Consider the following 26,380-nt stretch of genomic DNA (forward strand, 5'->3'; position numbering starts at 1 on the left):
TCTCGGCCTCCTAAGTATGATACAGTGCATTTATTTTCACATATTCGTACGTCAAATCGCAGCCCCACGCCTGACCAAATGCTTTGCCGGCTTGTAAAGTCACTTCGATTTTTATTTCTTCTTCATTCAAATTTTCTGCCATTTTTTCTGAGTCGAACAGAACGGGGTTCCCTTTGGAAAAAACAACTTGATCTGCCAATTTGATCGTCACTGTTTCTGGATCAAAGTCCACGCCGCTATAACCGATCGCGCAAAGAATTCTGCCCCAGTTGGGATCTTTCCCAAAAATAGCTGATTTTACCAGCATGGAACCAACGATCGATTTAGCGATCATTCGTGCTTCACTGGCTGTCTTGGCACCTTTGACATCCGCTTCGATCAATTTAGTTGCCCCTTCGCCATCTTTGGCGATCATCTTAGCCAACTCCGTTAAAACCAAAGCCAAACTTTCTTTAAAAGTATGATAGTTCTGATTTTTGTCTTGAATCTCGCTATTTTCTGCCATTCCATTTGCCATCACCAAAACCATGTCATTGGTGGAGGTATCTCCATCTACCGTGATTTGATTGAAGGTTACTTCTGTCAGGTCTTTTAAAAGCTGCTGCAGTAAGTCAGAAGAAATGGCTACGTCGGTCGTTACAAAGCCTAGCATCGTCGCCATATTTGGATGGATCATACCAGACCCCTTACCACATGCGGAAATAGTCACCGTCTTTCCATCGATCACCGTTTGAACAGTGATTGTTTTTTCAGAAGTGTCTGTTGTTAATATCGCTTGTTGAAAGTCTTCGGCTTGTTTTACCTCCGACTGATGCAGATCCTCGATTCCTTTGGCGATTTTGTCCATTGGGAGCTGATGTCCGATCACTCCCGTTGAAGCAACTGCTACTAGTGAAGGCGAGATTCCCCACTTTTCACCAGCCAGCTTTTGCATTTCTTGTGCATTTGCTGATCCTGTTGCTCCAGTACAAGCGTTAGCGTTACCGGAATTCACGATGATTCCTTGAATCTTGCCACTTTTAACGACTTTTTTACTTTCTGCAACAGGGGCCGCTTGTACCTGATTGGTTGTAAAGACACCTGCAACACTTGCTGGAACTTCGGAAAAGATCCAACCTAGATCTAATTTTTTCTTCTTTAATCCACAATGAATGCCGTCCGCATAAAAACCGATGGGACTCGCTATCGTACCTTTGATTATTTCCATCTATTTCGCTCCTCACGGGAAAAGTGGTACTTGCAGCAATCCGCAAGTTTCCTCTATCCCTGCCCACAAATTAAAGTTTTGAATCGCCTGACCAGCCGCGCCCTTCATCAAATTGTCAATGACTGAAACAACTGTCAGTATCTTGTTTTGCTCATTTAAACCAAATCCGATGTCACAAAAATTCGTCCCATGGACCTGGCGTAGTTCAGGCAAATGACCTTCTGGCTGCAATCGGACAAAAGGCTTGCCAGCATATTCTTTTTCAAATGATTGCTGAATCTCTACAAAAGAAACATTCTCTTTTACCTTCACATAGGATGTCATAAAAATTCCTCGTTTGACTGGAATCAAACTGGTTGTAAATTGGATCGTTTCCAATTGTTCATCAAATCCTTGCAAAAATTGAACGATCTCCGGGATATGCTGATGCTGATTTAATTTATACAGCGACATGTTTTCATCCACTGATACATAATGACTGGCCTCCGTTAGCTTCTTTCCTGCTCCCGACAAACCTGATTTCCCATCTAAAATAATCGAATCCAGTTCAATCAACTGATTTTTTACTAATGGGACCAGAGATAAGATAGCGGCTGTTGCATAGCAACCAGGATTAGATAAAAGATTGCTCTTCGTTGATGTAAATTCCGGAAAGGCATAAAGTGCCTGATCGAGCATCGCTTTGGGTGCCGGCTCTTTTTTATACCATTCAAGATAGTCGGCTGCCTCTAAACGCAAATCTCCAGACAAATCAATCACTGGAAAATTTTTAGAGACAAAATCTTCTACCAATTCTTTGCTGATCCCTGAGGGTGTCGCGAAAAAGACCAAATCATTTTTTTCGATTATTTTTTCTGCATCATAGACCTCGACCTCCTGCTCACAAAGCTGTTGCAGATGCGGGTAAAATTCAGAAATTGATTTTTTATGCATTGAATGGCTATGCAGTGTTCCGATTGACAGTAGCGGGTGTTGTTGGATCAAGCGCACTAGTTCGATCCCTGTATATCCTGTTACACCAACGATTGCTGCTTTCATCCACTTCACTCCTTCTTTAAATTAATACAAATTATAGAGTTATCTACTAAAAAGGTCAATGGTTTTTTATGAAAAAATATGTATTTTTTTGAAATTATATGTATTTTAAATCGATTTTGATGAATTTTTATTAAAAAACCAGTGAATCCTCATTCACTGGTTTCCAAAACTTCTTTGATTTTTTTGACGCCAACTTGAATTTCTTCTTTGGAGATTGTTAAAGGTGGCAGCAGACGCAGAGTATTTTTCCCGGCACGCAAGGCCAAGACGCCCTTGTCTTCTAGTTCAGTCAACACAGCTGCCGCTGAATATTCTTCTTTGAGTTCGATCCCGATCATCAAGCCGAGTCCTCGAATCTCTATGATTTTTTCTGAATCAATCGTTTGAAGCCCTGCTATCAATAATTCACTTTTCTCTGAGACAGTTGGTAAAACCTCTTCTATTAGATCGAGTACCTTACTAGCTGCAGCCATACCTAACTTATTGCCACCAAAGGTTGATCCGTGACTGCCTGGTCCAAAACTTTCGTTCAATTGCTTTTTCCCAAGCATTGCTCCTACTGGAAAACCATTCCCCAGTCCTTTAGCCAAGGTGAAAATATCTGGTTCGATCGCAAACTGCTCAAAGGCAAACAACGAACCTGTCCGTCCGATCCCTGTTTGGACTTCATCCACGATCAGCAAGGCTTGATTTTCTTGACACAAATCTACAACTTCCTCTAGCCAAGATTTCTCAGCTACGATAACTCCACCCTCGCCTTGGATCAGCTCGATCATTACAGCCGCTGTTTGTGTGGATATTTTCTCTTTCAATGCCTTGCTATCATTGAAGGGAACATAGTCAAACCCTGGTACTAACGGCTCAAAGCCCTCATGGATCGATTCCTGTCCGGTTGCCGACATCGAACCATACGTCCGACCATGAAAAGAATTGATACAACTGATGATCTGGGTTTTGCCAGTTGCTTTCCGAGCAAGTTTGATCGCTGCTTCATTGGCTTCTGCACCACTATTGCAAAAGAAAGACAGATAATCGAGATCCTTAGTCAGTTTTTGGGCGACTTCTTCCTGCAGATGATTTTCGTATAGATTGGGCGTATGCCAAATCTTTTGTGATTGCTCCAATAATATTTGATTTAGCTGAGGTTGATTATAACCAAGGTTGACGACCCCAATACCACTTGTAAAATCTAAATAGCTTTTTCCACTATCGTCTGTCAGCGTCGTCCCTTCTCCTGAGACAAGTTCAAAAGGCTTTCTCGCATAATTTGAAAATAAATAGTTTGCCACTCTCATCACTCCTTTTGAATAAATATACACTTATTCATCTTAGTTAGCAACTACTGTTTATAAAATATCAAAACCATAGCCACGAATATGATCCCCCAGCAATTGCAAATACTGTTGAGCGACTGGCGACAGTTCTTTTTGTCTATGCTTGAGATAACCTATCGTCATCTGGTCAGAGACATTCAAAGGAACGGCAATGATCTTGTCATCGTTCAGTTTTTTACTTAGTACCCCAGAACTGATCGTGTAGCCATTGACCCCTACCATTAAATTAAAAATCGTTGCTCTATCACTGACTTTGATCTCTTTTCGATGTTCTACAGTACTCAATATTTCTTCAGCAAAGTAAAAGGAATTTCGTTCACCTTGTTCATAGGAAAGGTAGGGATATTCTTTCAGATCCTCTAATTCGACAATATCTTTTTGTCCTAAAGGTGAGGTGTTGCTGACAAATACATGAGGCTTTGCTTGAAACAAGGGATGAAAAATCAGTTCTCTTTCTTTGAAGAGCTTCATCATCACTTTTTCATTGAATGAATTTAAATACAAAATACCTAGTTCACTTTTAAAGCGACTAAGATCCTCCAAAATATTTTCTGTCTCGGTTTCTCTTAATTTGAACTGGTACTCTTCCACATCCAGATCATTAATCAACTCGACAAAGGCATGAACGACAAAAGCATAATGCTGCGCTGAAACCGAAAAAGTTTGTTTTCTGGGTTGTGTGTGTTTATACTTTTCCTCCAATAACTGCACTTGATCCATGACCTGCTGGGCATAAGACATAAATTCTCTGCCCTCCTCCGTTAGTCGCACTCCTGCTTTGCTTCGGACCAAAATCTGGATCGACATCTCATTTTCCAGCTCTTTGATCGCACTGGATAAACTAGGCTGTGTCATATACAAAGCTTTGGCTGCTTCATTCATCGAACCTAAGGCAACGATTTTTTCCAAATATTCCAATTGTTGAATTCGCATTCAATCGACTCCTTTTTATATAAACTACTCTGTTATAAATTATAACTATAACCCATCATAAAAAACAACACTTATCCAAGAATTTTTTCTCATGATACAGTATTTCCAACACAAAAAAAGGAGTGTTCATTCAATGACAACAACAATTATCGGCTTTCCTCGCTTAGGCGAATTGAGAGAATTAAAATTTGAAACAGAAAAATACTTTAGAAAGGAAATCAGCACAGACGAGTTACAAGCTTTCGCAAAAGAATTGCGTAAAAAACATTGGCAAGTCGTGAAGGATGCCGGCATCGATCAAATCCCTAGCAATGATTTTTCTTTCTATGACAATACCTTAGATACCTCAGTCTTGTTCAATATCATTCCGAAAAAAGTCAAAGACCTTGGTTTCGATTCCTTAGAAGAATACTTCGCTTTGGCTCGAGGATATCAAGGAGAAAAAGGCGATGTCCACGCACTGCCTATGAAAAAGTGGTTTAACACCAATTATCATTACTTAGTTCCGCAATTTGAAAAAACAACTAAGATCCAGATTAATAGTACAAAAATCGTTGATGAGTTTTTGGAGGCCAAGGAACTAGGCATTGTAACACGACCAGTTATTTTGGGTCCCTTCACCTTGCTACAGCTAGGTCAATATCATGATGGCACGACAAGCGCTGATTTTGCAGCTGATCTACTAACTGCTTATCAAGAGATTTTTGAAAAACTAGCCACTGCTGGTGCTGAATGGATCCAAATCGATGAACCTGGCTTAGTTGTCGACTTGACTGCCGAAGACATCACTCGCTTCAAAGAATTTTATACCACGTTATTAGCGAATAAAAAGGGCTTAAAGGTCTTACTCCAAACTTATTTTGGAGATATCCGTGATATCTATCAAACGGTCACTGCTTTGGACTTCGACGGGATCGGACTAGACTTTGTAGAAGGAAAAGAAACACTGAACTTAGTTAGCAATCAAGGCTTTCCACAAGACAAGACTTTATTCGCTGGTGTGATCAACGGAAAAAATATTTGGACGAACAACTATGCAGATACATTGGATTTAGTGTCTAAATTGCCACAAAACAAGGTACTGACTACTTCTTGTTCCTTGCTACATGTTCCTTATTCTGTTGGAAATGAAGAATTTTCGAAGGAGATCAAACAATATTTTGCCTTTGCAAAAGAAAAACTAACAGAGTTGGTTGCTTTAGACAGTACAGATCAGACTGCAATCGAACAAAACAAACAAATTTTCCAACAGGATCGGATCACTGCCAATCAAGCACTGCAAAATAAAATCGCTCAACTTTCGGACGCAGATTTTGTTCGTTTGCCTGCCTTTTCTGAGCGTGAAGCCTTGCAAGCAGAATTGTTGAAGCTGCCTAAATTGCCAACAACAACGATTGGCTCTTTCCCGCAAACCAAAGAAGTCAAGGTGACCCGAGGCAAATTCAAACGTGGTGAGATCGATCAAGCAAGCTATGACTCGTTCATCGCACAAAAGATCGATGACTGTCTCGCTTTTCAAGAAGAAATTGGATTGGATGTCCTTGTTCATGGTGAATTTGAACGAAACGACATGGTGGAATTTTTTGGTGAAGCCTTAGATGGCTATTTGTTCTCCAAAAATGGCTGGGTACAGTCTTACGGAACACGAGGCGTGAAGCCACCGATCATCTGGGGAGACATCTCTCGTTCAAAACCAATCACTGTTCAATGGTCTAAATATGCTCAAAGCAAAACCGAACAAATCGTCAAAGGAATGCTGACAGGACCTGTAACTATTTTGAATTGGTCTTTCCCTCGTGAGGATATTTCGATCAAAGAAAGTACCTATCAACTAGCATTGGCGATCCAAGAAGAAGTATTGGATCTGGAAGCAAACGGCATTCGGATCATTCAGATCGACGAAGCAGCATTGCGTGAGAAATTACCTTTGCGTCAGACAGATTGGTACAGTGAGTATTTGGATTGGGCAATTCCTGCTTTCCGACTGGTTCACAGCAAAGTCCAAGCAGAAACACAGATCCATACCCATATGTGCTACAGCGAATTTGAAGATATTATTCAAGCAATCGACCAAATGGATGCCGATGTGATCAGCTTTGAAGCTTCCCGATCAAATCTAGCATTATTGGACGCCTTGAATCAAAACAATTTCCAAACACAAGTTGGTCCTGGAGTTTATGATATTCACTCGCCAAGGATTCCTTCTGTCGATGAAATCAAGACAACGATCAAAAAAATTCTAGAAAAGATTCCGACAGACAAGGTTTGGATAAATCCAGACTGTGGTCTAAAAACACGGGGAGAAAAAGAAACCTATGCGAGCTTGAAAAACCTTGTGATCGCAGCCAAAGATATCCGGGAGGTGCTTTGATATGACAGATCTTTTGGAAAGGCAGCGCCCTTCCCTTTCTTTTGAAATATTTCCTCCGAATACCAAAACATCGAATGAATTGCTTTTGGACACACTAGATGAATTGCACGACTTAGGTCCTCATTTCATCAGTGTGACCTGCAGCAATAAAAATGCTGATTTGAAAACAACTACCTTAAAATTAGCAGGATATATTCAAAAAAATCTGGAAGTTCCTAGTATTGCTCATTTGACTGCTGCTTATTCTTCCAAAGAAGACATTCGTGAAGCGATCCAAATACTCAAAAGATTCAAGACCAATCGTATTTTGGCTTTGCGGGGAGATATATACGAAGACAAGCAACCCGTCGGAGATTTTGAACATGCCAGCGATTTGATCCATTTTATCAAAGAAGAAGAACCTAGCTTTCAAATCAGCGGTGCCTGTCATCCTGAGATTCATCCAGAAGCTAAAAATCGTGTCGAGGATCTGCAGAATCTGAAGAAGAAAGTCGATAGCGGTTGTGACGACTTAATCACACAACTTTTCTTTGACAACGAGATTTTCTATCGCTTTCGTGAAAACTGTGATATCTTAGGCATCGATGTCCCTATTTATGCAGGGATCATGCCGATCATCAATCGAAATCAAGCGCTACGCCTGATCAAAACCACACAAACAGCACTACCTAAAAAATTTATTGCTATCCTAGAAAAATATGAACATGATCCTGAATCTTTGCGGGCAGCAGGTCTAGCCTATGCAATCGATCAAATCGTCGATCTAGTCACTCAAGATACAGCTGGGATTCATCTTTATACAATGAATCATTCACAAACAGCTTTAAATATCTACCGAGCGACCAAAACATTATTCAAAGAAGAAGTAGCAATATAAAAAGAAGTTTGCGATATTTGACGTAAATATCGCAAACTTCTTTTTTATTTTCTTGAGAAAGCCAAACTTGGGACAGCATTCAAAGTCATGTTTGCCAAATGTCCTTTTGCCAATTCTACATGTGCAGCAGCACCGATCATTGCTGCATTATCACCACAGAGGCGTAAAGGTGGAATCAACAGATCTACTTCTGGTAACTCCTCAGAGACCACTTTTTCCAGAGCTTCACGTAAGCCCTGATTTGCTGCGACTCCACCAGCAACAATCAACTGCTTGACTGGATATTTTTGACAGGCACGCACGGTTTTCGCTACAAGTACATCGACAACGCTTGCTTGAAAACTAGCAGCCAGGTCCTCCGTCGATAGGGTCTCTTCCCGTTGTTCTGCATTGTGGACCAGATTGATAAAGGCACTTTTCAGTCCACTAAAGCTAAAGTCAAAATTGTCTTCATGGATCATCGCTCTTGGAAAAGCATAGCTATCTTTTCCGATATGTGCCAAACGATCGATCTCTTTACCACTTGGATAAGGCAGTCCTAAGACACGCCCTACCTTGTCATAAGCTTCTCCTGCAGCATCGTCTCTCGTTTCACCAATGATCTTAAAGGACCCGTCTTCTTCCATCAAAACCAACTCAGTATGTCCACCACTAACTAGCAAAGCGAGCAATGGAAAAACCAATGGCTGAACGAAACGAGCCGCATAAATATGCCCTGCCATGTGATTGACAGGGATCAGTGGAAGACCATGAGCCCAAGCAAAGGCCTTGGCTGCTGAGATCCCAATCAGTAAGGAACCTACTAATCCAGGTCCTTGGGTTACCGCAACAGCAGAAAGTTCAGCTATTTCTACTCCAGCTTCCTCTAGTGCTTCATTGATACACAGGGTAATCTGTTCCACATGATGACGACTGGCTACTTCTGGTACGACTCCGCCAAATCTCTGATGGCTTTTGATTTGAGAGGCTACGATATTGCTCAAAATTTGAGAACCATCTTCAATCACCGCCACACTCGTCTCATCACAGCTACTTTCAATTGCTAAAATCAATTCTCTCATTTGATCAAATCCGGCCTCACTTTCTTTATCATGATCAAGGCATCCTCAACAGGTGCTTGATAGTAATTTTTTCTACGAGCCACAACCTCGAAGCCGTGGCTTAAGTACAACTTTTGGGCTGAAAGATTAGACACTCGAACTTCTAAAAGAATCTGTGTTGCCTGTTCTTCCTTTGCCACCCGAAAAAGTTCTTTCAACAAATAACGCCCGTAACCTTGATTCTTTTCCTTTGCACTCACCACTATATTGAAAATCTCTATCTCATCAAAAATTTGATGATAGCCTAAAAACCCAGCGATTCCGTCCTTTTCCAGTAGTAGATACTCACTTTGAGGATTATGCAGATCTTCAATGAACTGCTCCAGCGACCATGGAGAACCGTGGGTATAGCTCGTAGCTGCACACGCATATAAGGCAGCAGCTAAATCATGTGTTTGATAAAAATGTTTGCTTTTGATCATTGTCATTTTAAAAACTTCACCATATCCAAGGCATCTTCATTGCCCTCATTGTAGTATGCTGTTAAGATTCTTCGCGATTCAAAGCCGTGCTTTCTATAAATACGCTGTGCATCACGATTGCTCAATCGAACCTCCAAAGACATGGTTTGGCAACGATTTTTGCGTGCAAATTGTTCAGCTTCATTCATTAGCAGCGAACCAAGCCCTTTGTTTTGATGCTCTGGAAGGATCGCAATGTTTGTCAAATGACCATCATCAAATACCACACGAACGCCAACAAAACCAATGATTTGATCTTCTATCAACAGACACAAATACTGATGCACATGTCTTGAATACAATTCAGACAAGAAGGCACTCTTTGTCCATGGAATGTGTCCATCATACACAAGGCGCTCCAGCTGGATAAGTTCTTTGATGTCTCCGGGTGTCATTTCTCTGATTGTGTAAGAATCGGCCTCGATTATTTGTGTCTTCTCTAGATAACTACTTCCGCTTCTTAGGAAAAAGGGTAAAAATGATTTAAATTTTTTCAACATAGCTTTCTTCTTTCAGATCATGAGTTTCCAGCCATTTTTCTTCGGCTTCGACTCGTTTTAAATATCGAGGAAGAAATGGGTGGATCGATACACCATTTTTTTCTTTAGACCCCAGCTCTGCCAGAATCACTCCATTTGGATAGTCCCAGCTTAATTCTGTATTACAAATAGCCGTTGGCAATGCTTGCTGGATTTCTTCTTGAAATTTATGCACGTCTTCTCCAACAAAATAGACATCTCTTTCTTTCAACTGCTCCAGCAGGTCATTCAAAGAGATATGCTGATCTGGAATGACATTGACCAATTCCTGGGACTGCCATTCATATGCACCCGCATAAACATTTTGCCGTCTAGCATCAAACAAGGGTACAATCCATTCTTTTCTGCCGGTACAATTAGCAGCTACTGTCTTTAAGCTAGAAACACCGACTAACTCGATGTTTAGCGTATCGGCCAACGTTTTTGCCGTCGTTACACCAATACGCAAACCTGTATAAGATCCCGGACCTTGAGCCACCACGATGCGCTCCAATTCCTTGGGGGTTATTCCAATAGAGGCCATCAGTGTCTCGATCGCCGGCATCAATGTCTGACTGTGATTTTTATTGACAGTCGTTTGGATTTGTCCCAGTACTTTCTGCTGGTCGATCACTGCAACAGCCATTGTTTGATTTGATGTATCGATTGCCAGTACGTTCATTCTTTTTTACCTGCCTTTTCAAGTTCCACCATATTCTAACACAAAACCGTCATAGAATTCCAAAGTTTCTTTTCAAATCAATCGGTTGTTTTCGTTAAGGTAGACTCTCGCAAAACCAGCTCTGTGCCAATGACAATTCGTTTGGAGATCGGTGCCGGCTCCTTGATCAAATCCACCAATGTAGTGACAGCCAATTCTCCCATCCATTCGGTATACACACGAATCGTGGAAAGTGCTGGACTGACATACTTCGCCACACTCACATCGTTGAAGCCAATCACCGAAATGTCTTCGGGAATCTTTAACCCTGATTCTTTGATTGCCCGAATCGCTCCGATCGCTAGAGCATCACTGGCAGCAAACAAAGCCGTTGGGCGTTTTTCAGCAGATTCCAAGAAAGTCTGCATCGCTCGAAAGCCTCCATCAACTGTGAAATCCCCTTCCAAATGATATTCCTCTTGATAGAGCTTCAAACGGGTCAATCGTTCTTTAAAGGCTTGCAAACGAGGATCTGCGATTTGATAGTTGCTTTCTTTAGTGTATTCGATTCCGGAAAGGATCGCGATCTCCTGATGCTGCTCTTTGATAAATTGATCGATGACCAATTCCACTCCTTGATCAAAATCAACAACAACCGCGTCATGATGAAAGTTGGACTGATTCGAATCCACGAATAATAATTTACCTTCTAGCTTCTCTAAACGACGAATTTGTCTTGGATCGAATTTTCCTAAAGCGATCGTACCCGATACGATGGTCTCTGACAATTGATTCAAAGATTCTTTCAACAAGCGGATATTCAGCGCTTCTGCCTGCTTTTCGATGCCCAGACGGATCGCCAGATAATACAAATCTGCCAACTCCTCTTCATCGTCATACCATTGAACCAAACGCAAGGTCATTTGTTCTCTTTTTTTATTTTTATGTTTCGTATAGTTGAGTGATTCTGCGATCTCAAAAATTCGTTGTTTGGTTTCCTGACCTACAGAAAGTTCAGCATCGTAATTCAATACACGAGAAACTGTTGCAGGAGAAACCCCTGCTTGTTCAGCAATATCTCTGATTGTTGCCATTGTCTCTCCTCCTCTTTAAAGTAGCTCTATGAATGTATCGAATGCTGCCTGACCTGTCGGTGTCCGTTTGAAGACCCCTGCATCTTCAAGAACACGGGCAAAAATCATCCCAACTTCCTTTTCCAAGACTTCTTGTACATTTTCTTCTGATAGCTCGTAGCTTTCTTTGACTTTATCAGCCCATGGACGATGGTATGCTGCTATCGCCTTCGTCTGATCCAATAAATAGCCTTGGACTTCCTGCAATTCTGTTTTAAGCCGTGGTGGCAACACCGCCAAACCCATGACTTCGATTAAGCCAATATTTTCCTTCTTGATATGATGGACATCCTGATGTGGATGAAAAATCCCATCTGGATGCTCATCTGAAACATTGTTGTCTCGAAGAACAAGATCCAACTCAAAGTTGTCGGCTTTTTTTCTGGCGATCGGTGTCACTGTATGATGAGGTGTCCCATCTTCAGAATAGGCAACGATGTCCAGCTCTGGCGCAGAGAATTCATTCCATTTTAAACGAATATGTTCCGCTGCTTCGATCAGTGATTGCTTGTCTTTGGCAGCTAGACGAATGACAGACATTGGCCATTTGACCACTCCTGCCTGAATATCGGAAAAATCTGAAATTGCGAAGGACCGTTCGACCGGTGCTTTCGCCATGGCAAACTCATGGTTTCCTCCTTGATAATGATCGTGAGACAGGATCGATCCACCAACGATTGGCAAATCGGCGTTTGAACCAACAAAGTAGTGTGGCAAAACCTCCACGATCTGTAGTAGGCGTTCAAACGTTTGTTGATTGATTTTCATTGGGCGATGTTCTTCCGACAAAACGATACAATGTTCGTTGTAGTAAGCATAGGGAGAATACTGGAAGCCCCATGCTTCACCATCGAGATTCATTCGAATGATGCGGTGGTTCGTTCGTGCCGGATGATTGACCCGTCCTTTGTAACCCTCGTTTTCCATACATAACATACATTTAGGATAGTTTGCCGAACCAGCATGACGCTCAGCAGCAATTTGCTTTGGATCTTTCTCCGGCTTCGACAGATTGATGGTAATTTCTAGCTCACCATATTCAGTTTTAGCCAAAAAGTAATCATTTTTAGCAATGGCCCTTGTCTTGATATAGTCATTGTTTTTACACAACTCAAAAAAGTAGCGCGTCGCTTCTTGTGGATCCTTTGCATAGTGCTGGGCAAAAAAAGCATTGACAACTGAAGGTGGTGGTGTCAGCAGGTCCATTAATTCAGCCTCTAAAATCTCCGTGGCAGAAAGGGTCTCTTCAATGATTTGATTCTTTCTAGCCATTGCCACCAGCTCATCCAAAAGTTCGGTTGAAGATCGTTGAACTTTACGAATCTCTGTCTGCTCCAGCTGGTCTTCGCCGATCATTCCCAACACACGATTTTGTAAGTAAAGACGATCCATTTCCATCCAACCACCTGCTGCAATAGCTAATGTTGTAAAATCAGTAATCGTTTGACTCAGCATCTCTTCACCTTCTATTCTTCATAGCCATTGGGACGACTGACATGCCAGTTCCACGCGGTCTCAATGATTTTTTGGACATCTGTGTATTCCGGTTCCCAGCCTAAAACAGTTTTTGCTTTCTCACTTGATGCTACCAGCGTACTTGGATCTCCCGCACGTCTCGGAGCGATCATTGCTGGGATCTCTTTTTGTGTGACTTTACGTGCTGCTTCTAGCATTTCCTTCACAGAATATCCATTATTGCTTCCTAAGTTAAAGACATTGCTTTCATTGCCAGCCTTTAAATACTCTAAGGCTAAGATATGCGCTGCGATCAAATCTTCTACATGGACATAATCACGAATACATGTACCATCTGGTGTATCGTAGTCATCCCCAAAAATATTCAATTCTTTGCGTTGACCTAAAGCCACCTGCAAGATGATCGGTACTAGATGTGTTTCTGGATCATGATCTTCTCCGATTGAAGCATCTGCTTTTGCTCCTGCTACGTTGAAATAACGCAAGGCAACAAATTTCATATCATAGGCATTGTCACACCATTTCATCATTTTTTCCATCATCAGCTTGCTTTCACCATATGGATTTTTAGGATTGGTTGGTGTTGTTTCAGAGATCGGACTAACTTCTGGTTCGCCATAAGTAGCAGCAGTTGAAGAGAAGACAATGTTTTTGACCTTGTATTCCTGCATTACTTCTAGCAGGATCTGCATGCCATACACATTGTTATTAAAATATTTCAACGGCTTTTCCACTGATTCACCCACAAGAGAGCTGGCTGCAAAATGGATCACGCCTTCAATTTCCTCTTTATCAAAGACCTCTTTGACAAAGTCTTTGTCTCGAATATCGCCTTCATAAAAACGAGCAGCTTCGTGGATCGCTTGACGATGGCCCGTTAACAAATTGTCGATCACGACAACCTCATATCCTTTATTGACTAACTGATCGACTGCATGGGAACCAATGTACCCTGCGCCTCCTAATACTAAAATTGACATGTTTCATCCTCTTTTCATTTCATTTTCTCTTTACTATTCTATAGCTTTCTGGCGCCATCATCAATGCTTGCTTGATAAATATCTGTAGCATAGCCGATTTCACTTAGATATTCCTCAGAAATTGCTGCAACAAATGCTTCCCAATCAGCCTGTTTGACAAGTGCGATCGCACAACCTCCGAAGCCAGCTCCAGTCATTCTCGCCCCAAGTACACTTGGGTGTTTTTGAGCAGCCGCTACCAGCGTATCTAATTCGATACCGGTGACTTCATAATCTTCCTTCAAAGAAGCATGGGAAGCATTTAACAGAAGGCCGAACGTTTCAAGATCACCTTTTTCTAAAGCTGCTTTCGCTTTGAGTGTCCGTTGATTCTCCGTCACCGCATGCTTGGCGCGTTTGACCAACGTCTCATCTTCAATAATTGTCGCATGTTCAGAAAATGTTTGCTCATCCAATTCTCCCAAAGACTGAATAGAGAGTTTTGTTTGCAGTCTGCGTAACGCTTCCTCGCACTCACTTCTTCTTTCATTGTACTTGGAGTCTGCCAACTCACGACGCTTATTCGTATTCATGATGGCTACGACGTAATCACCAAAAGCTGCTGGAACTACTTCATAAGCCAAAGTATTCGTGTCTAATAAAAGAGCGTGATCTTTTTGTCCCATACCGATCGCAAACTGATCCATAATTCCTGAATTGACACCAATAAACTCATTTTCCACTTTTTTACCGATTTTTACTAAATCTAGACGGTCAATCTTCAGATCGAATAAATCTTGCAATAAAACACCTGTCAATAGTTCGATCGATGCAGAGGAAGACAAGCCTGCGCCGTTAGGAATATTCCCATAAAAAACAACGTTAAAGCCTTGCTCGATCGTATAACCTGTTTCCTTCAAATAACGAATGACTCCCTTGGGATAATTTCCCCAATCATGTGCCTTATCATAAGACAAATCTTCCAAAGAAAAGCTGATAACTGCCTTTTCTTGAAAATTCTCAGAATAAAGATGGACTTCTTTGTCCTCTCTTTTTCCTGCCAGACCGTATGTTCCTAATGTGATTGCCGCTGGAAACACATTTCCACCGTTGTAATCGGTATGTTCTCCGATTAGGTTGATTCGACCTGGAGCAAAATATTCGCCTGTTGCTTTTCGCCCAAATTTTTCCTCAAAAATCACTTGCAATTGTTTCATTCACTTGCCCTCCACTTTCTATTAGTAAATCCATTATAAAATATTTACTAAATTTTATCTACTTTTTTACTGATTATTTTTTTGAATAGAGATATTACTTTTCAAAATACGATTGTTCCGTCATAATGGAGGTAAGATGTATGAAGTGAGGTGAAGGAACAATGAAAAAATTTATGACAGGATTTGTTGTAGGTTCTCTTGCAACAACTGCCGCAACAATTGGTTTGCTTGCAACGATCAAAAAGCAGGTCATTGATCCGATCGATGAGAGAGACGCGGCTATCGAACAAAATCGCCGCAAAGCAAATCGTAAAAGTTTTGCCAGATAAACATAGAAAAGACGAGTGACTTTTGACAGTCACTCGTCTTTTGTTTAATTTTTCTTTTTTGTTTTTCCATCCCAGCCATCATAGCCTTCTTTTAGGACATAAATCTCTTTGTATCCTTCTTTACGTAGTTTGTTCGCTGCACGAACACTCAATGTTTTCGTGCTATCGTACAAATAAACAGGCTGATCTTTACGGATCGCAGTTATCGACTGCTTCAATACAGTGAAGGGGATATTGCGTGCTCCCATGATATGTCCAGCATCAAATTCATTTTTTTCACGAACATCAATGACTTGCGCCTTACGCATGCCTTCGCGAAATTCTTCCTGTGAAACGATCTTTGCAGAGCGTTTTCCCATGATTTCATAATAAAGCCAGTTCAAACCAATAACAACAAAAACTACAACTAATGCTACCGTGATTGTTCTAAATAAAGTCATTCTTTTCTCTACCTCTCTACTGTACAAACTGCAAGGCTAAGGATGCTGCGCCGATAACACCGGCATCATTACCTAATTCTGCTAATTTGATTTTTGTACTCTCACGTACTTGTGGGAATGTGTATTCGTTGAAATATTTTTCAACACGACTACGTAAAAACTCTCCAGCCGCAGAAACTCCACCACCTAGCACGATACTTGATGGATTCAATGTATTTCCTAGATTACCACAAGCAAATCCTAGATAGAAACAGACTTTGTCAACGACCATCAAAGCAAAAGAATCCTCTTGTTCTGCTAAAACAAAGACGTCTTTACTTGTGATGGCTTGCCCATCATCCAAACGACGCTTCAATTCAGAATCTCCAGCGTACTCTTCAGACAACTGACGCGCCACTCGGACAACTCCAGTTGCGCTGGCAACAGTTTCCAGACAGCCGACTTTCCCACATGTACATTCAAACCCATGGGGCTCAACCGTGACGTGCCCGATTTCTCCAGCACAGCCACCATGTCCATGAAGCAACTGACCTTCCATGATGATTCCGCCACCAACACCTGTGCCTAGGGTCATAAAAATAACATTGGGATCATTCTCACCGGCACCTTTCCAGCGTTCACCCAACGCAGCAACATTGGCATCATTGTCCAGTTTGAAACGGATACCTGTTCCCTCTTCGATTTGTTCACGAACCGGCTGCAATGTACGCCAATTTAAATTGTACGCACCAATCACGGTTCCTGCTTCAATATCTACACTTCCCGGTGTTCCCATGCCAATACCGATGAAGTCTTCTGCCTTCATATCGTATAAATTCAAACGGTGGTTGATCGACTCGATGATTTCAGGGATGATGTACGAGCCTTCATCCAAAATATTTGTTTCAATGCTCCATTTTTGCTGGATCTCACCATCGATCGCTAAGATCGCAAATTTAACTGTTGTACCACCTAAGTCGATTCCAATAATTTTCTTTTCATCCATTGTCAGACTTCCTCTCTATTTTCTTCAATACGGTGTTCTCGAATCAAGATATTCCGTGCTTTGATATAGGTCTCCTGATCAATCAGATGTGACTCAAATAGTTTTTTTAACTCGATCGCCATCAATTCAATGTCATAGATCCGTTTCCCTACATAAATATACATACCAAATCGTTTGAATAATTGCTGCACATCATATAAAGTTTCCATAAACACACTTCCTAAACATTATACAAGTATTTGACACTTTTTTAAACTCTAATCTTGTGACTCAACAGCGTGTTCTAAAAGAGCGTCACGCATCCTTTAAGGCTTGTTCTTTTTGTTTGGTTCCCACTAAATGATTATACCATATTTGACAAATCTTATTTTGAAAAATCAGTGAATTTTTTTAGGAGCATTCAATAAAAAATAAGAATACCGATAAGACAGGCAAACGAATTCCTGTCAGTATCAGCATCCTTATCCTTGATCCTCGTTGTCTTACTACATCACTCCATACTTTCCGAAAGCAAACAGCAAACAAAACAGAAGCATTGAAAATAAGAGAATGCCGGAAATAATGCGGACATGGATAGAATATACCCGCAGATTTTTTGGAAGTCCGACAATGTTTGCCATAAGAATCCCACCAAGGAAGCCACCCAAATGTCCCCAAATATCAATAGATGAACCAAACATCCCAAATAAGAAGCTCATTCCGACAAACAAAGCGAATTGCCGGACCATCCCTTGAATGGCTGGATTCTCTCTAAAATGGACGCCTAAAATAACAAAGGCACCAAATAAGCCAAACAATGCCGTACTTGAACCCGCTGATTGGACACCAATCGAATTAAAGGCAAAACTCAACGCATTCCCTGAGATACCACTAATCAAATAAATGAGCAGAAAGCGACCATGCCCATAAATGGCTTCCACCTGCTGTCCCATAAAATAAAGAACAACTGAGTTGACTGCAAAATGCATCAGTCCATAGTGAATAAATACAGGTGTGATAAATCGCCAATACTCTTGATTAAAAACAACCAACTGCCCGATCATTGACCCTCGAAACTCAATATATAGCCCTGGAAATAGCGTAGCTAAAAGGAAGACTGTTGTTTGGATTGCCAAGAAACTATTAGTTATATAGGGAGTGTTTAAGAAACGTTTGAATGATAATTTATTCATAAGCAGCCACATCCTTTACCTGATCTGTATAGATTCTAGCTACTGGCTGATCAAAGGTAAAAGGCTCCCAATCATCATTCAATTGCTCTGAAAAAACCAAACTGCAGGTCTTTCCTTCAAAATCACTTAGATAGCGATCGTAAAAGCCACCACCAAAGCCAATGCGATAGCCTTTGGATGAAAAGACGATCCCTGGCACAAGGAGTAAGTCGATCTCATCTTTAGTTACATAAGAATTACTGATCGGCTCTTCTACTCCGAAGTTTGTCGTTCTGTAAGAAGTTTGTTCATCCACTTCATAAAATGCCAATTGTTTAGCTGGTAAAGACTTTGGTATAACGACAACTTTCTTCTCTTTCAGCGCTCGTGCAACGATTGGAGCTGTGTCGAACTCAAAAGAAGTTGAGCGAACGAGACCAATCACTCTCGCTTCTTTCCACAATCTAGATGAAAAAAAGAGTTCCCGGATCACTTCCTCTTTTTGTTGTTTCTTTTTCTTATGTTCCGCCAGTTTTTTCAATCGTTCGATTCCCAGCTGACGAAGTTGTGTTTTTTCCATGTTGTCACTCTCCTCAAGGAATAGTAAGCTAAATTAGCCACTTTGCTAGCTGCATCTTCTTATTTTAACACGTATCCGCTGATCCGCCTATCCTCACTTAATATTTCCAAAAAGAATCGTCAAGTAAAATTACTTAACAATTTTTGTCTAAAAGGCTAGATTTCTGATTATAAACATGATATTATAGTTTGGTCTGAGAGATGTCTTAGAGGATTCTAGTTATATGGGAGGGAAAATACATGCGCGTAAACATTACATTAGAGTGTACTTCTTGTAAAGAACGTAACTACTTAACAAGCAAGAGCAAACGTAACTCACCAGATCGTTTGGAAAAACAAAAATATTGCCCACGTGAAAGAAAAGTTACTTTGCACCGTGAAACAAAATAATAAAAATAAAAAAGTGTTAGACCCGTTGATATAACAGCGTTCTAACACTTTTATTTTTTGTAAATTTACTTTTGACTCCGGAATTGACTCCGACAACAATTTTTTAGTATTTATTTTTTTCTACTATTATATAACGACAAAACGTAGCCATTTGATTTTTTCTATGTATACCCACGCCTTTATCATCAGCGTGGGTTGAATCACATCTTAAACAGATTTTTTTAATCTAATATTAAGTCACTGCAACATAACGACGGTAACCACTATGGCCAATATAACTCAACCATACATAACCGTTTGCAACTACTTTGCGATCGTAATGCACAGTCTTACCTCTTCTGTACAGTCCGACGATACCATGGTTTGTACCTGCACCTGAACGGATATTGGTGTTAGAAGTAAACTTGTAAGATCCTTTGCTTGGTAGATCCTCGCCTTTTAATTTTTTAGTCGCTTTAGCCACTTTGACAGGTGTTGTATAAGCCATGCTCACCCAACCCTCGGGATGTTTGCACCAAGTTGTGTAGTCATTGACCTTCTCGCCATTACGAACGATCAACGAAGGCGTAAATTTGGTACCAGGTTTGAGCGTTCTTACTACTCGACTACTTGTATTTGGCTCGGTTCGAATATTTAAAGAGACATCAGTCACTTGCTGAACAGTAAATTTTTCTTCTTTGTATTTCGGTTTAGTCTTGGTTTCAGTCTTGACCTCTGTTTTAGGTGGCTTAACGGTCGCTACATTGCCTAGCACATCGGACTTAAAGCGTAACCAGTTCGCCCAATTGTTCGGCGACCAAGCTCGAGGGCAAATCTTGCGACTGGCATCATAATGGCGAACAACTCGACTTGCAGGGATATTGTATTTCGCCATCAAATGCTTAGTCAACTCTAGGGTGTGTTTGCGAGTAGCCTCCGAAATCGTTTTGTTAGGCTGCAGACATTGTTCGATACCGATCGAGTTGCTATTGTGAATCCCGTAGCGTCCTCCCCCGTCACCTACGTGCCAAGCTCCGTTATACTCTTCCACCACCTGCACTGTTTCTTTATCGTCTACAAAGTAGTGAGCAGACGCTCGACGATTGCCTCCACCAAAATAGAGAGCATTGTTCCGAGCGCTAGACACAGCACCCACATCGTGGATCACGATGTATTGTGGGCTATTGCCACTGTGGTGATTATACTTACTGATCATTTTAATGATTTCTCGCATGATAGCACCTCCTATTTTTTTGTATTAAAAAAGGACCAGTCTATGACTGATCCCCATCGTTAGATTTTCCTTGTGTCAACTTTTCAACAAATTCCTTGAGTGTCCCTGTTTCTAGTCCCATTTTTTCGTAATTCTCGAAAATAGATTTGATCTCCATCACCAGATATCCAAGGTATAGCGTATAGAGTAGAGCTAACCCCATACCGCCCGGAATCAGCGGAGCGATCAAGATAAAGAACATTAATAGCACCACGCTGGCCACCTTGCGAATAATGCCGTTGATACCGATCTTACTACGAAATTCGATGTCCGGATTCATCCTTGCAGCTGCCGTTCCAGATAAAAAGTCGATGATCATTGCCACGCAAATTGCGGTCAATACATACATCACTCTGCCCTCTGCTGTTTCGATCAACTTTAATAAATACCCATAAAATACTGTCATTTCCATCTTCCTCACCTTTTCTTTATTTTAAATACAACCAAGCCACCACTGACCAAAAAGCGACCAATCCGATAGTGATTAGTCGCCATACGTTATACCTCTTCATCTTCTTGATCCTGATCTGTCAGTTCATCTTCAATCTCCTCAACGCTGATATCAATCACATCAGCAAACCTAACATAATAGTTCGAACCGATCATTGCACCATTAACAGAGTTTCCGTGCGGACCTGTTTTTACACCGTTCATGTAGTCGTAGTAGTCCTCGCGCAAGTCGAAATCATCCGTGACAATTTCTTTCGCTACATTAGTTGAACGCCCATCGACTACGCCTTGTGTGGTTACAATTACTTTCTTAGCCATTTCAGCCAACCTCCTTTTTTCGTTTCGGTTTCTTCTTTTTCGTCAATACCTGCAGTTTTGTCCAGTGGGAAATACTCAATCAAGCTGATGTCCTCTTTCCGAATCGTGCAGGTGTCAATAATCGTCACAAATTCCTTCGTACTCTTCAGCAACGAATCCTTTTTCATTTTGAATTCCGATTCGCCGTGCACGCCAATTTGCACATTGACGCCATTTTTTAGCAAAATCTGCATAACGCCATCTTTTACTTGTTCTGTCATTAAAATTCTCCTCCTAAGTTTGATCGAATAAATACACGAAGAATCAACGTCACTTGGACACGTGCCAAGTCATTCGGTCGGATCTCGATCGTGTGATTCCCTCTTGCGACATTTTCTTCTGGCGTTTGATCCAGATACGGAATGATGTTGAACCGTTCGAAATTCGTGCTTGTCTCAGTGATTTTCTTGCCGTCGACACGAATGTCGAGATTAGACGGCAGATTTGAATACTCAAAGATCCCGTAAATGATATCGTGCGTATGACCAGGAATTGTGATACTGACATCGTGTGTATGTGCCGGAATATTGATTGACACGTTGTGAGTGTGATCAGGAATATTGATTGACACGTTGTGAGTGTGTGCAGGTGTAGTCACTGAGTGAGTATGGTTGTCTGCAGCTTGCTCGGTGTACAAATCATTAAAGCTCGACACGTTAAGCTGAACAGCTGCTTGTTGATATGCTGCATAAGGTCTAGGTTCATACCCGATCGGTCCTGTGATGTCGTTTCTGACAAACATTCTGTGTCGATGGCTTCCGTTAGCAGAAGACGTCTGCGTGCTTTGTCCAGCTGCTTGACTGGTTGCGGATTGCACGCTTGCACCACCTGCGCTAGATGTGGCACTCGAAACATAAGCCCCACCTGCAGAACTGGTTGAGCTAGAAACGTGTTGTGGAATACTTTCATTCGCTTTGGACGTTGCCCGGAATTTAGTCGTTTTGATAGACAACTCGGCTGTGTTGATATGCACGAAATCATCGTCAAAAAATGGATCGAAAACAATTGGATTGTCTTGATCCGCTTCTGCGATAAAAATATACGGAATCACATTAGTTGCGCCTTGACTCCAAAGCTCGTTAATCTGCTGCCGTCGTTCGACGTCCGTTGCAGTCGTGCCTAAATCCTCTTGAACGTCGCCAAGTTCCAATTCAATGTCTCCCGGATTTTCTCCGATATTTTGACGCTTTTCGCGAACAATCCGTAAATCAACAGTGCCAAATTGTTCTGTGTACACTCGGACAATTTCGCCTTCTCGGAATTTATCAATAGATTCTCCTGTCAGCTGATACAAGTAAGCTGCTGTACATTCCCACGAAACAAGCGGACGACTAAACTTATTAAGCATCGTCTTCATTGTTTCTAACAGATTATTTTTGACCGTAAAACGTTTGTCGGCAAAGATATATTCCTGCAATCCGTATCGATCAATCGACTGCTGATTTTCCACGTAAGGCTTGCCATCATTGATTTTGGTTACATCCAATTGATTGACACCCTCACCACTACCCAAGCCATATATTCGGTTGAATAGATCATTGGGATTTTCTTCGATTTTAAACCCTACTAAGTTATGTCCCTCTGTCAAACGACAAACAGGTTCTGCTGGAACTTTTACAAGGTTCAGCACCCAAGGAAATACTCTTGTATTCCAAGTCCAACGATATTGCTCATCGAATGGACGAGGAATGGAAAGGATAGCGTTTAGCAAATTCTCGTTTTCGAACGCATAAGAAAAATACCTGGTAAACTCACATTGCCCAAGAGTCCAATACGTTTCGTCATAATCCTGTTTTGATAGCAACCATTCAAGGTTTTCTTTTGTGGTATGACCATCGCTTTGATGCAATTTAAAAAGAGATTTCCCCATGAGTGTGCGTAATACATGCCTGCACTCGTAGGAAATCTCTTCGTTTTGCGTATTGACATTGGTTTCTTTCGGCATGATTTGAAACAAACCGATATAATCCTCATCTCGTTCGTCTTCCGTCTCCCATAATTCAACGAAACGGAAATGCTGGACCTGTTCATTTTTTTCATCATCTAATGGAAGTTTGAAATTGGCAGACCAGATGGAATTCGTTTTTTTGTCATAGCCTATATTATAGGCATTTTCTAGAACTGCGACATATTCACGTTCTAGGGATAAAACTTTGATTATCATTTAGTTGATCACCTCAATTCTAAATTAAAAGAAGCAGACCAGGTAGAGTTGGTTTGCTTCTCGTAGGAGACATTATAGGCGTTTTCTAGTATTGCGGTTTTGGTTCGGTTTTGGTTTAGGATTGAAATCATTTAATCACGTCCCTTCAAATATTCTGTCTTCTCCAGCTCCTATTCGTACTGTTTCAATAGAATTATTCTTGTCGATAATAACCACATCGAACAACTGCTCACTATCCGTTTCTCTAATTCTATCCCACGAATCATCGTCGTATCTAGCGTCGCATCCAGTGGACAAATATAGCATAGTGTCGGACTCGTGGAATTGATCTCTATGATTGTGACCACATTGATATAAAATAATTTCACCGTGCCTATCTGAAAAATCATGGTTAACAGTCTTATCTGCATAAGAAGCATTAAGGCTTAATCTGCTATTATAAGCCTCAAATATATCTTTAAGAATATCGAATGCGCTTTGATATGAACGCATCTCAGGGACTACAGGAACGTGACCTATAACAACAATTTTCCAATCTTCTTCAACATTCAATGCTTTATTAATCAACCAATCAATTTGCTCTTGGGAAACATAAAATTCCAAACTCCAGTACGCTTCAGTATCAGTAACTCTTTCGTGTTGATTAATAAAGACGTATCGTATCTTTTTATTTCTGTTATCTGTAAAGTAATACAACTTTTCTGATGGAAAATCGATATAGTTGTCCGTTGGCTGCGAAAAGTAGTTGTGCTGTTCTCTTATGCTTAATGTGCTTCCGTTGGGAGAACCACTTTCTTCCCTTATTGTAAAGTCATGGTTTCCTGTAACAGGGAAGAATTGATGTTGATTATTTAGATGAGAAAATGATTTAAAAAAATCGTTCGCTTCATCAATCATTTGTTCATGAGTTCCAAAGGCTGGAATAATATCTCCGCCAAAAAACACTTTCCTCACACGAGTATGTTTAATTAAATAGTCAATTAATCGTGGAGATATCTTGTCGTTATGTCGCCAATGTGTATCCGTTAGAAAAATATACGCATCACCATTAATCGTTCGCATTTTTTCGTTAATTTCAGCCACTTTTAAATCCATGTGTTCTTGCCAATAATCAGGTATACTGTCAATATCTACTTCTTTCAAAGCATTTTGCACAAACTTTTTGCTCGCAATCCCTCCGTACATAGGTCTGGCTAGTTTAGGGTCAACATTATTAGACACTCGTATTTTTAAACTTTTTGTCTGATTCATTGGCGCAATAAGAAATCGCTCCGATGCATCTGAGGTAAACAAAATGGTGTTTATGACAGTATTATCTTCACCGATTTCGTAGATCTCTTTAGTATTACTTGCCTGTCTACATTTCAAAACAATAGATTGACCCTGTTCGATTTCTGGAATTATATATTCTGTCCGCAAGTAATTGGCAGTGGCGTACGTACCGTTATCTGCGTTTCCGTTGGCTAACCACCCTCCAACCACCCAAGTGGACGACATTTCTTCTGTATCATAAATATCCTCTTGTATTTCTTTGGTCAGATTGTACAACCCAACGGATTTGTTTGGCAACTCACCGCTAATTTTAAAATCATTCTGATATTCTTGAATATTTTCGACAATTTCTTTTTTTGTCGCAATAGGTAAATAGCTTAACACATAATAATGCGGTATTTTAGCAGCATCTTTCCTATAATCAATTCTAACTTTTGCTGATTTATCAGGAATATTTATAGTTGTTCCCCACGTAGTATGATTTTGATTAGATACTACATTATTATCTCCGTCCAGAAATACAAAGTGTTTATTCAAATTTACGTCATATTGCAATCGGATTATAGACCCCGAAATAACCGGAATTTCTGTACGCAAGTAGTCAGCTAGTGCAGCTTCGGAGTTTAATTCAGTTCCATCATTGTTCCACCGACCGGGATTAGTCGTAAAAACCACCTCTTGCCATTCTCCGATATCGGATTGGATATCGGAATTGAATTTCCCCATGTCGACAGTCTGACCGCCAACATATGGTATGGCTCCTCCAGTCATCGCTTCTTTCAAGCTTTCGCCTGCCTGACTAATTTCAATTTTTTTGCTGTCTAAATAACTTAAATTGTCATTAATAACTTGTGATTGTATTTCTCCACTTACTGGTTTAATTGGCATTTAATCATCTCCTTACATAAATTTATGCAACCACCTAGAAGAAACCTTCCCCTTCACAGTATCTCCTTTAAAAGCAAAGCCATTATCTCCTGGATACAACGAGAAAAATTTCATATTGGATCCAGAAACAACGCTTTGACCATTCACTTTGATGGTTTTCTTTCCTGTATCAATCTCAACGGTTGCACTGGTAAAATCTGGCAAAGTCAATTCTCTTCCGGATTCTAAATGCAAAATCCGTGGATTTTTGGCAGTACCGTTTGCAATCGTGAAAATAATATCGGTTTCCAAGCTACCGTAGTTATGACAGCCATAGTAATGGATATTGTACATCCATTCGAAGGATTCCGGATTTGTGTAATAATCGCCGGGTGTCACTTCGCCATAACGAACAGGCTCTTTAGGGTCGAATGCGGTCTGCGTTGCTCGTTTAAACGGGTCATTGTACGCAGTGAACTGCAGTTCAAAGTCCACATGTCCCCCTCGATAGTATTTCCCGTTCGGTTGAGCCGACACACGACATTCTACCCATAATTCTGGATCGTAATTCGTTCTGATTTGAAATGTCTTAGGTTGAGCCCTGCGATCGAATAAGCGACCAACAAAATCACGAACAAGCAATTCTCGTTCATATGGATTGACAGCCATACACACGATTGGAAAAGTTTCTGTTCGTGCACCAATATCCACACCGAAGTCCCAAGCGCCAGGGCGCCCAGGAACATTCTTGGTTTTATTGGACAAAGAGGAGAAAAGTGGTCGTTCATAATCTTTTAAAATAGCCATCTTAAAATCAGACAAGCTGAATTCATCATTAAATGTAACTTCCATCATCTAT

Annotated in this window: 28 protein-coding genes; 4 read left to right on the top strand and 24 right to left on the bottom strand. The window is 40.8% G+C overall.

Features of this window, described 5'->3' with window-relative positions:
• Nucleotides 1–10: 10 nt before the first annotated feature.
• From argJ to ACWODM_RS01610, 4 genes are all read right to left on the bottom strand, one after another.
• Nucleotides 11–1,207, bottom strand: a complete 1,197-nt coding sequence (argJ, locus tag ACWODM_RS01595) for a bifunctional ornithine acetyltransferase/N-acetylglutamate synthase (protein WP_455319605.1) — start codon at nt 1,205–1,207, stop codon at nt 11–13.
• Between the two features lie 12 nt (nt 1,208–1,219).
• Nucleotides 1,220–2,245: an N-acetyl-gamma-glutamyl-phosphate reductase gene (argC, locus tag ACWODM_RS01600; RefSeq protein WP_455319606.1), complete on the bottom strand. Its 1,026-nt coding sequence runs from the start codon at nt 2,243–2,245 to the stop codon at nt 1,220–1,222.
• A 149-nt stretch (nt 2,246–2,394) separates the two neighbouring features.
• Entirely contained in the window at nt 2,395–3,540 is a 1,146-nt protein-coding gene (locus tag ACWODM_RS01605; RefSeq protein ID WP_455319607.1) for an acetylornithine transaminase, read from the bottom strand.
• 51 nt (nt 3,541–3,591) lie between these two features.
• Nucleotides 3,592–4,512 (bottom strand): LysR family transcriptional regulator, encoded by a 921-nt coding sequence (locus ACWODM_RS01610; RefSeq protein WP_455319608.1) that lies wholly within the window; start codon nt 4,510–4,512, stop codon nt 3,592–3,594.
• Between the two features lie 133 nt (nt 4,513–4,645).
• Between ACWODM_RS01610 and metE the strand changes: the two genes are divergently transcribed.
• Complete coding sequence (gene metE / locus ACWODM_RS01615; RefSeq protein ID WP_455319609.1) at nt 4,646–6,883, top strand: 5-methyltetrahydropteroyltriglutamate--homocysteine S-methyltransferase; 2,238 nt, start codon at nt 4,646–4,648, stop codon at nt 6,881–6,883.
• Nucleotides 6,884–6,896: 13 nt separating this feature from the next.
• Nucleotides 6,897–7,760, top strand: coding sequence for a methylenetetrahydrofolate reductase [NAD(P)H] (metF, locus tag ACWODM_RS01620; RefSeq protein ID WP_455319711.1), 864 nt, complete (start codon nt 6,897–6,899; stop codon nt 7,758–7,760).
• A gap of 44 nt (nt 7,761–7,804) precedes the next feature.
• Here the strand turns inward: metF and tsaD are convergent, their stop codons facing one another.
• The 8 genes from tsaD to ACWODM_RS01660 form a co-directional block, all read right to left on the bottom strand.
• A complete protein-coding gene (gene tsaD / locus ACWODM_RS01625) occupies nt 7,805–8,821 on the bottom strand; it encodes a tRNA (adenosine(37)-N6)-threonylcarbamoyltransferase complex transferase subunit TsaD (RefSeq protein WP_455319610.1) in 1,017 nt (338 codons plus the stop codon).
• Nucleotides 8,818–9,288 carry a ribosomal protein S18-alanine N-acetyltransferase gene (gene rimI, locus ACWODM_RS01630; protein ID WP_455319611.1) on the bottom strand — a complete coding sequence of 157 codons (471 nt, stop codon included), beginning with the start codon at nt 9,286–9,288 and terminating at the stop codon, nt 8,818–8,820. Before rimI (ACWODM_RS01630) ends, tsaD begins: the two co-directional genes overlap by 4 nt.
• On the bottom strand, nt 9,285–9,821 hold the full coding sequence (gene rimI / locus ACWODM_RS01635; RefSeq protein WP_455319612.1) for a ribosomal protein S18-alanine N-acetyltransferase: 537 nt from the start codon (nt 9,819–9,821) through the stop codon (nt 9,285–9,287). The genes rimI (ACWODM_RS01630) and rimI (ACWODM_RS01635) overlap by 4 nt, the downstream gene beginning before the upstream one ends.
• Nucleotides 9,805–10,521, bottom strand: coding sequence for a tRNA (adenosine(37)-N6)-threonylcarbamoyltransferase complex dimerization subunit type 1 TsaB (gene tsaB / locus ACWODM_RS01640; RefSeq protein ID WP_455319613.1), 717 nt, complete (start codon nt 10,519–10,521; stop codon nt 9,805–9,807). Before tsaB ends, rimI (ACWODM_RS01635) begins: the two co-directional genes overlap by 17 nt.
• Nucleotides 10,522–10,598: 77 nt before the next feature.
• On the bottom strand, nt 10,599–11,594 hold the full coding sequence (locus tag ACWODM_RS01645) for a LacI family DNA-binding transcriptional regulator (RefSeq protein ID WP_455319614.1): 996 nt from the start codon (nt 11,592–11,594) through the stop codon (nt 10,599–10,601).
• Nucleotides 11,595–11,609: 15 nt separating this feature from the next.
• Nucleotides 11,610–13,088: a UDP-glucose--hexose-1-phosphate uridylyltransferase gene (gene galT / locus ACWODM_RS01650; protein WP_455319615.1), complete on the bottom strand. Its 1,479-nt coding sequence runs from the start codon at nt 13,086–13,088 to the stop codon at nt 11,610–11,612.
• Nucleotides 13,089–13,099: 11 nt separating this feature from the next.
• Entirely contained in the window at nt 13,100–14,089 is a 990-nt protein-coding gene (gene galE / locus ACWODM_RS01655) for a UDP-glucose 4-epimerase GalE (protein ID WP_455319616.1), read from the bottom strand.
• 38 nt (nt 14,090–14,127) lie between these two features.
• A complete protein-coding gene (locus tag ACWODM_RS01660; protein ID WP_455319617.1) occupies nt 14,128–15,285 on the bottom strand; it encodes a galactokinase in 1,158 nt (385 codons plus the stop codon).
• A 161-nt stretch (nt 15,286–15,446) separates the two neighbouring features.
• On the opposite strand from ACWODM_RS01660, the gene ACWODM_RS01665 reads away from it, so the two are divergent.
• Nucleotides 15,447–15,614 carry a DUF3042 family protein gene (locus tag ACWODM_RS01665; RefSeq protein ID WP_455319618.1) on the top strand — a complete coding sequence of 56 codons (168 nt, stop codon included), beginning with the start codon at nt 15,447–15,449 and terminating at the stop codon, nt 15,612–15,614.
• 44 nt (nt 15,615–15,658) lie between these two features.
• On the opposite strand, the gene ACWODM_RS01670 is transcribed toward ACWODM_RS01665, so the two are convergent.
• The 5 genes from ACWODM_RS01670 to ACWODM_RS01690 form a co-directional block, all read right to left on the bottom strand.
• Nucleotides 15,659–16,054 (bottom strand): rhodanese-like domain-containing protein, encoded by a 396-nt coding sequence (locus tag ACWODM_RS01670; RefSeq protein ID WP_455319619.1) that lies wholly within the window; start codon nt 16,052–16,054, stop codon nt 15,659–15,661.
• A 16-nt stretch (nt 16,055–16,070) separates the two neighbouring features.
• On the bottom strand, nt 16,071–17,039 hold the full coding sequence (locus ACWODM_RS01675) for an ROK family glucokinase (protein ID WP_455319620.1): 969 nt from the start codon (nt 17,037–17,039) through the stop codon (nt 16,071–16,073).
• 2 nt (nt 17,040–17,041) lie between these two features.
• Nucleotides 17,042–17,248 (bottom strand): YqgQ family protein, encoded by a 207-nt coding sequence (locus tag ACWODM_RS01680; RefSeq protein WP_455319621.1) that lies wholly within the window; start codon nt 17,246–17,248, stop codon nt 17,042–17,044.
• Nucleotides 17,249–17,524: 276 nt separating this feature from the next.
• Nucleotides 17,525–18,211: a rhomboid family intramembrane serine protease gene (locus ACWODM_RS01685; protein ID WP_455319622.1), complete on the bottom strand. Its 687-nt coding sequence runs from the start codon at nt 18,209–18,211 to the stop codon at nt 17,525–17,527.
• A complete protein-coding gene (locus tag ACWODM_RS01690) occupies nt 18,204–18,770 on the bottom strand; it encodes a 5-formyltetrahydrofolate cyclo-ligase (RefSeq protein ID WP_455319623.1) in 567 nt (188 codons plus the stop codon). Before ACWODM_RS01690 ends, ACWODM_RS01685 begins: the two co-directional genes overlap by 8 nt.
• Nucleotides 18,771–19,009: 239 nt before the next feature.
• Here ACWODM_RS01690 and rpmG point away from each other — a divergent pair, with 239 nt between their 5' ends.
• On the top strand, nt 19,010–19,159 hold the full coding sequence (rpmG, locus tag ACWODM_RS01695; protein WP_455319624.1) for a 50S ribosomal protein L33: 150 nt from the start codon (nt 19,010–19,012) through the stop codon (nt 19,157–19,159).
• Nucleotides 19,160–19,391: 232 nt separating this feature from the next.
• Here the strand turns inward: rpmG and ACWODM_RS01700 are convergent, their stop codons facing one another.
• The 7 genes from ACWODM_RS01700 to ACWODM_RS01730 all read right to left on the bottom strand — a co-directional run bounded on the left by ACWODM_RS01700 (nt 19,392) and on the right by ACWODM_RS01730 (nt 26,373).
• On the bottom strand, nt 19,392–20,372 hold the full coding sequence (locus tag ACWODM_RS01700) for an N-acetylmuramoyl-L-alanine amidase (RefSeq protein ID WP_455319625.1): 981 nt from the start codon (nt 20,370–20,372) through the stop codon (nt 19,392–19,394).
• Nucleotides 20,373–20,412: 40 nt separating this feature from the next.
• A complete protein-coding gene (locus tag ACWODM_RS01705; protein ID WP_455319626.1) occupies nt 20,413–20,817 on the bottom strand; it encodes a phage holin family protein in 405 nt (134 codons plus the stop codon).
• Nucleotides 20,818–20,909: 92 nt separating this feature from the next.
• The gene (locus tag ACWODM_RS01710; protein ID WP_455319627.1) at nt 20,910–21,179 is read right to left on the bottom strand and encodes a hypothetical protein; all 270 of its coding nucleotides are present in this window, start codon (nt 21,177–21,179) and stop codon (nt 20,910–20,912) included.
• Nucleotides 21,164–21,439 (bottom strand): hypothetical protein, encoded by a 276-nt coding sequence (locus tag ACWODM_RS01715; RefSeq protein ID WP_455319628.1) that lies wholly within the window; start codon nt 21,437–21,439, stop codon nt 21,164–21,166. Before ACWODM_RS01715 ends, ACWODM_RS01710 begins: the two co-directional genes overlap by 16 nt.
• Nucleotides 21,439–23,382 carry a phage tail protein gene (locus tag ACWODM_RS01720; RefSeq protein ID WP_455319629.1) on the bottom strand — a complete coding sequence of 648 codons (1,944 nt, stop codon included), beginning with the start codon at nt 23,380–23,382 and terminating at the stop codon, nt 21,439–21,441. Before ACWODM_RS01720 ends, ACWODM_RS01715 begins: the two co-directional genes overlap by 1 nt.
• 135 nt (nt 23,383–23,517) lie before the next feature.
• A complete protein-coding gene (locus ACWODM_RS01725) occupies nt 23,518–25,542 on the bottom strand; it encodes a metallophosphoesterase family protein (RefSeq protein WP_455319630.1) in 2,025 nt (674 codons plus the stop codon).
• 12 nt (nt 25,543–25,554) lie between these two features.
• Nucleotides 25,555–26,373, bottom strand: coding sequence for a phage distal tail protein (locus ACWODM_RS01730; protein ID WP_455319631.1), 819 nt, complete (start codon nt 26,371–26,373; stop codon nt 25,555–25,557).
• Between the last annotated feature and the right edge of the window lie 7 nt (nt 26,374–26,380).

The sequence above is a fragment of the Enterococcus olivae genome, assembly GCF_053760925.1.

Bases quoted from the DNA above. Each gene is read 5' to 3' on its own strand.
- argC (WP_455319606.1), bottom strand. From the start codon at position 2,245: ATGAAAGCAGCAATCGTTGGTGTAACAGGATATACAGGGATCGAACTA.
- argJ (WP_455319605.1), bottom strand. From the start codon at position 1,207: ATGGAAATAATCAAAGGTACGATAGCGAGTCCCATCGGTTTTTATGCG.
- ACWODM_RS01660 (WP_455319617.1), bottom strand. From the start codon at position 15,285: ATGAAACAATTGCAAGTGATTTTTGAGGAAAAATTTGGGCGAAAAGCA.
- ACWODM_RS01725 (WP_455319630.1), bottom strand. From the start codon at position 25,542: ATGCCAATTAAACCAGTAAGTGGAGAAATACAATCACAAGTTATTAAT.
- metE (WP_455319609.1), top strand. From the start codon at position 4,646: ATGACAACAACAATTATCGGCTTTCCTCGCTTAGGCGAATTGAGAGAA.
- galE (WP_455319616.1), bottom strand. From the start codon at position 14,089: ATGTCAATTTTAGTATTAGGAGGCGCAGGGTACATTGGTTCCCATGCA.
- ACWODM_RS01670 (WP_455319619.1), bottom strand. From the start codon at position 16,054: ATGACTTTATTTAGAACAATCACGGTAGCATTAGTTGTAGTTTTTGTT.
- ACWODM_RS01705 (WP_455319626.1), bottom strand. From the start codon at position 20,817: ATGACAGTATTTTATGGGTATTTATTAAAGTTGATCGAAACAGCAGAG.
- rpmG (WP_455319624.1), top strand. From the start codon at position 19,010: ATGCGCGTAAACATTACATTAGAGTGTACTTCTTGTAAAGAACGTAAC.
- ACWODM_RS01610 (WP_455319608.1), bottom strand. From the start codon at position 4,512: ATGCGAATTCAACAATTGGAATATTTGGAAAAAATCGTTGCCTTAGGT.
- ACWODM_RS01665 (WP_455319618.1), top strand. From the start codon at position 15,447: ATGAAAAAATTTATGACAGGATTTGTTGTAGGTTCTCTTGCAACAACT.
- tsaB (WP_455319613.1), bottom strand. From the start codon at position 10,521: ATGAACGTACTGGCAATCGATACATCAAATCAAACAATGGCTGTTGCA.
- galT (WP_455319615.1), bottom strand. From the start codon at position 13,088: ATGCTGAGTCAAACGATTACTGATTTTACAACATTAGCTATTGCAGCA.
- ACWODM_RS01700 (WP_455319625.1), bottom strand. From the start codon at position 20,372: ATGCGAGAAATCATTAAAATGATCAGTAAGTATAATCACCACAGTGGC.
- ACWODM_RS01730 (WP_455319631.1), bottom strand. From the start codon at position 26,373: ATGGAAGTTACATTTAATGATGAATTCAGCTTGTCTGATTTTAAGATG.
- ACWODM_RS01715 (WP_455319628.1), bottom strand. From the start codon at position 21,439: ATGACAGAACAAGTAAAAGATGGCGTTATGCAGATTTTGCTAAAAAAT.
- ACWODM_RS01680 (WP_455319621.1), bottom strand. From the start codon at position 17,248: ATGGAAACTTTATATGATGTGCAGCAATTATTCAAACGATTTGGTATG.
- ACWODM_RS01710 (WP_455319627.1), bottom strand. From the start codon at position 21,179: ATGGCTAAGAAAGTAATTGTAACCACACAAGGCGTAGTCGATGGGCGT.
- ACWODM_RS01645 (WP_455319614.1), bottom strand. From the start codon at position 11,594: ATGGCAACAATCAGAGATATTGCTGAACAAGCAGGGGTTTCTCCTGCA.
- rimI (WP_455319612.1), bottom strand. From the start codon at position 9,821: ATGTTGAAAAAATTTAAATCATTTTTACCCTTTTTCCTAAGAAGCGGA.
- ACWODM_RS01690 (WP_455319623.1), bottom strand. From the start codon at position 18,770: ATGGAAAAAACACAACTTCGTCAGCTGGGAATCGAACGATTGAAAAAA.
- ACWODM_RS01720 (WP_455319629.1), bottom strand. From the start codon at position 23,382: ATGATAATCAAAGTTTTATCCCTAGAACGTGAATATGTCGCAGTTCTA.
- ACWODM_RS01675 (WP_455319620.1), bottom strand. From the start codon at position 17,039: ATGGATGAAAAGAAAATTATTGGAATCGACTTAGGTGGTACAACAGTT.
- ACWODM_RS01685 (WP_455319622.1), bottom strand. From the start codon at position 18,211: ATGAATAAATTATCATTCAAACGTTTCTTAAACACTCCCTATATAACT.
- tsaD (WP_455319610.1), bottom strand. From the start codon at position 8,821: ATGAGAGAATTGATTTTAGCAATTGAAAGTAGCTGTGATGAGACGAGT.
- ACWODM_RS01605 (WP_455319607.1), bottom strand. From the start codon at position 3,540: ATGAGAGTGGCAAACTATTTATTTTCAAATTATGCGAGAAAGCCTTTT.
- rimI (WP_455319611.1), bottom strand. From the start codon at position 9,288: ATGACAATGATCAAAAGCAAACATTTTTATCAAACACATGATTTAGCT.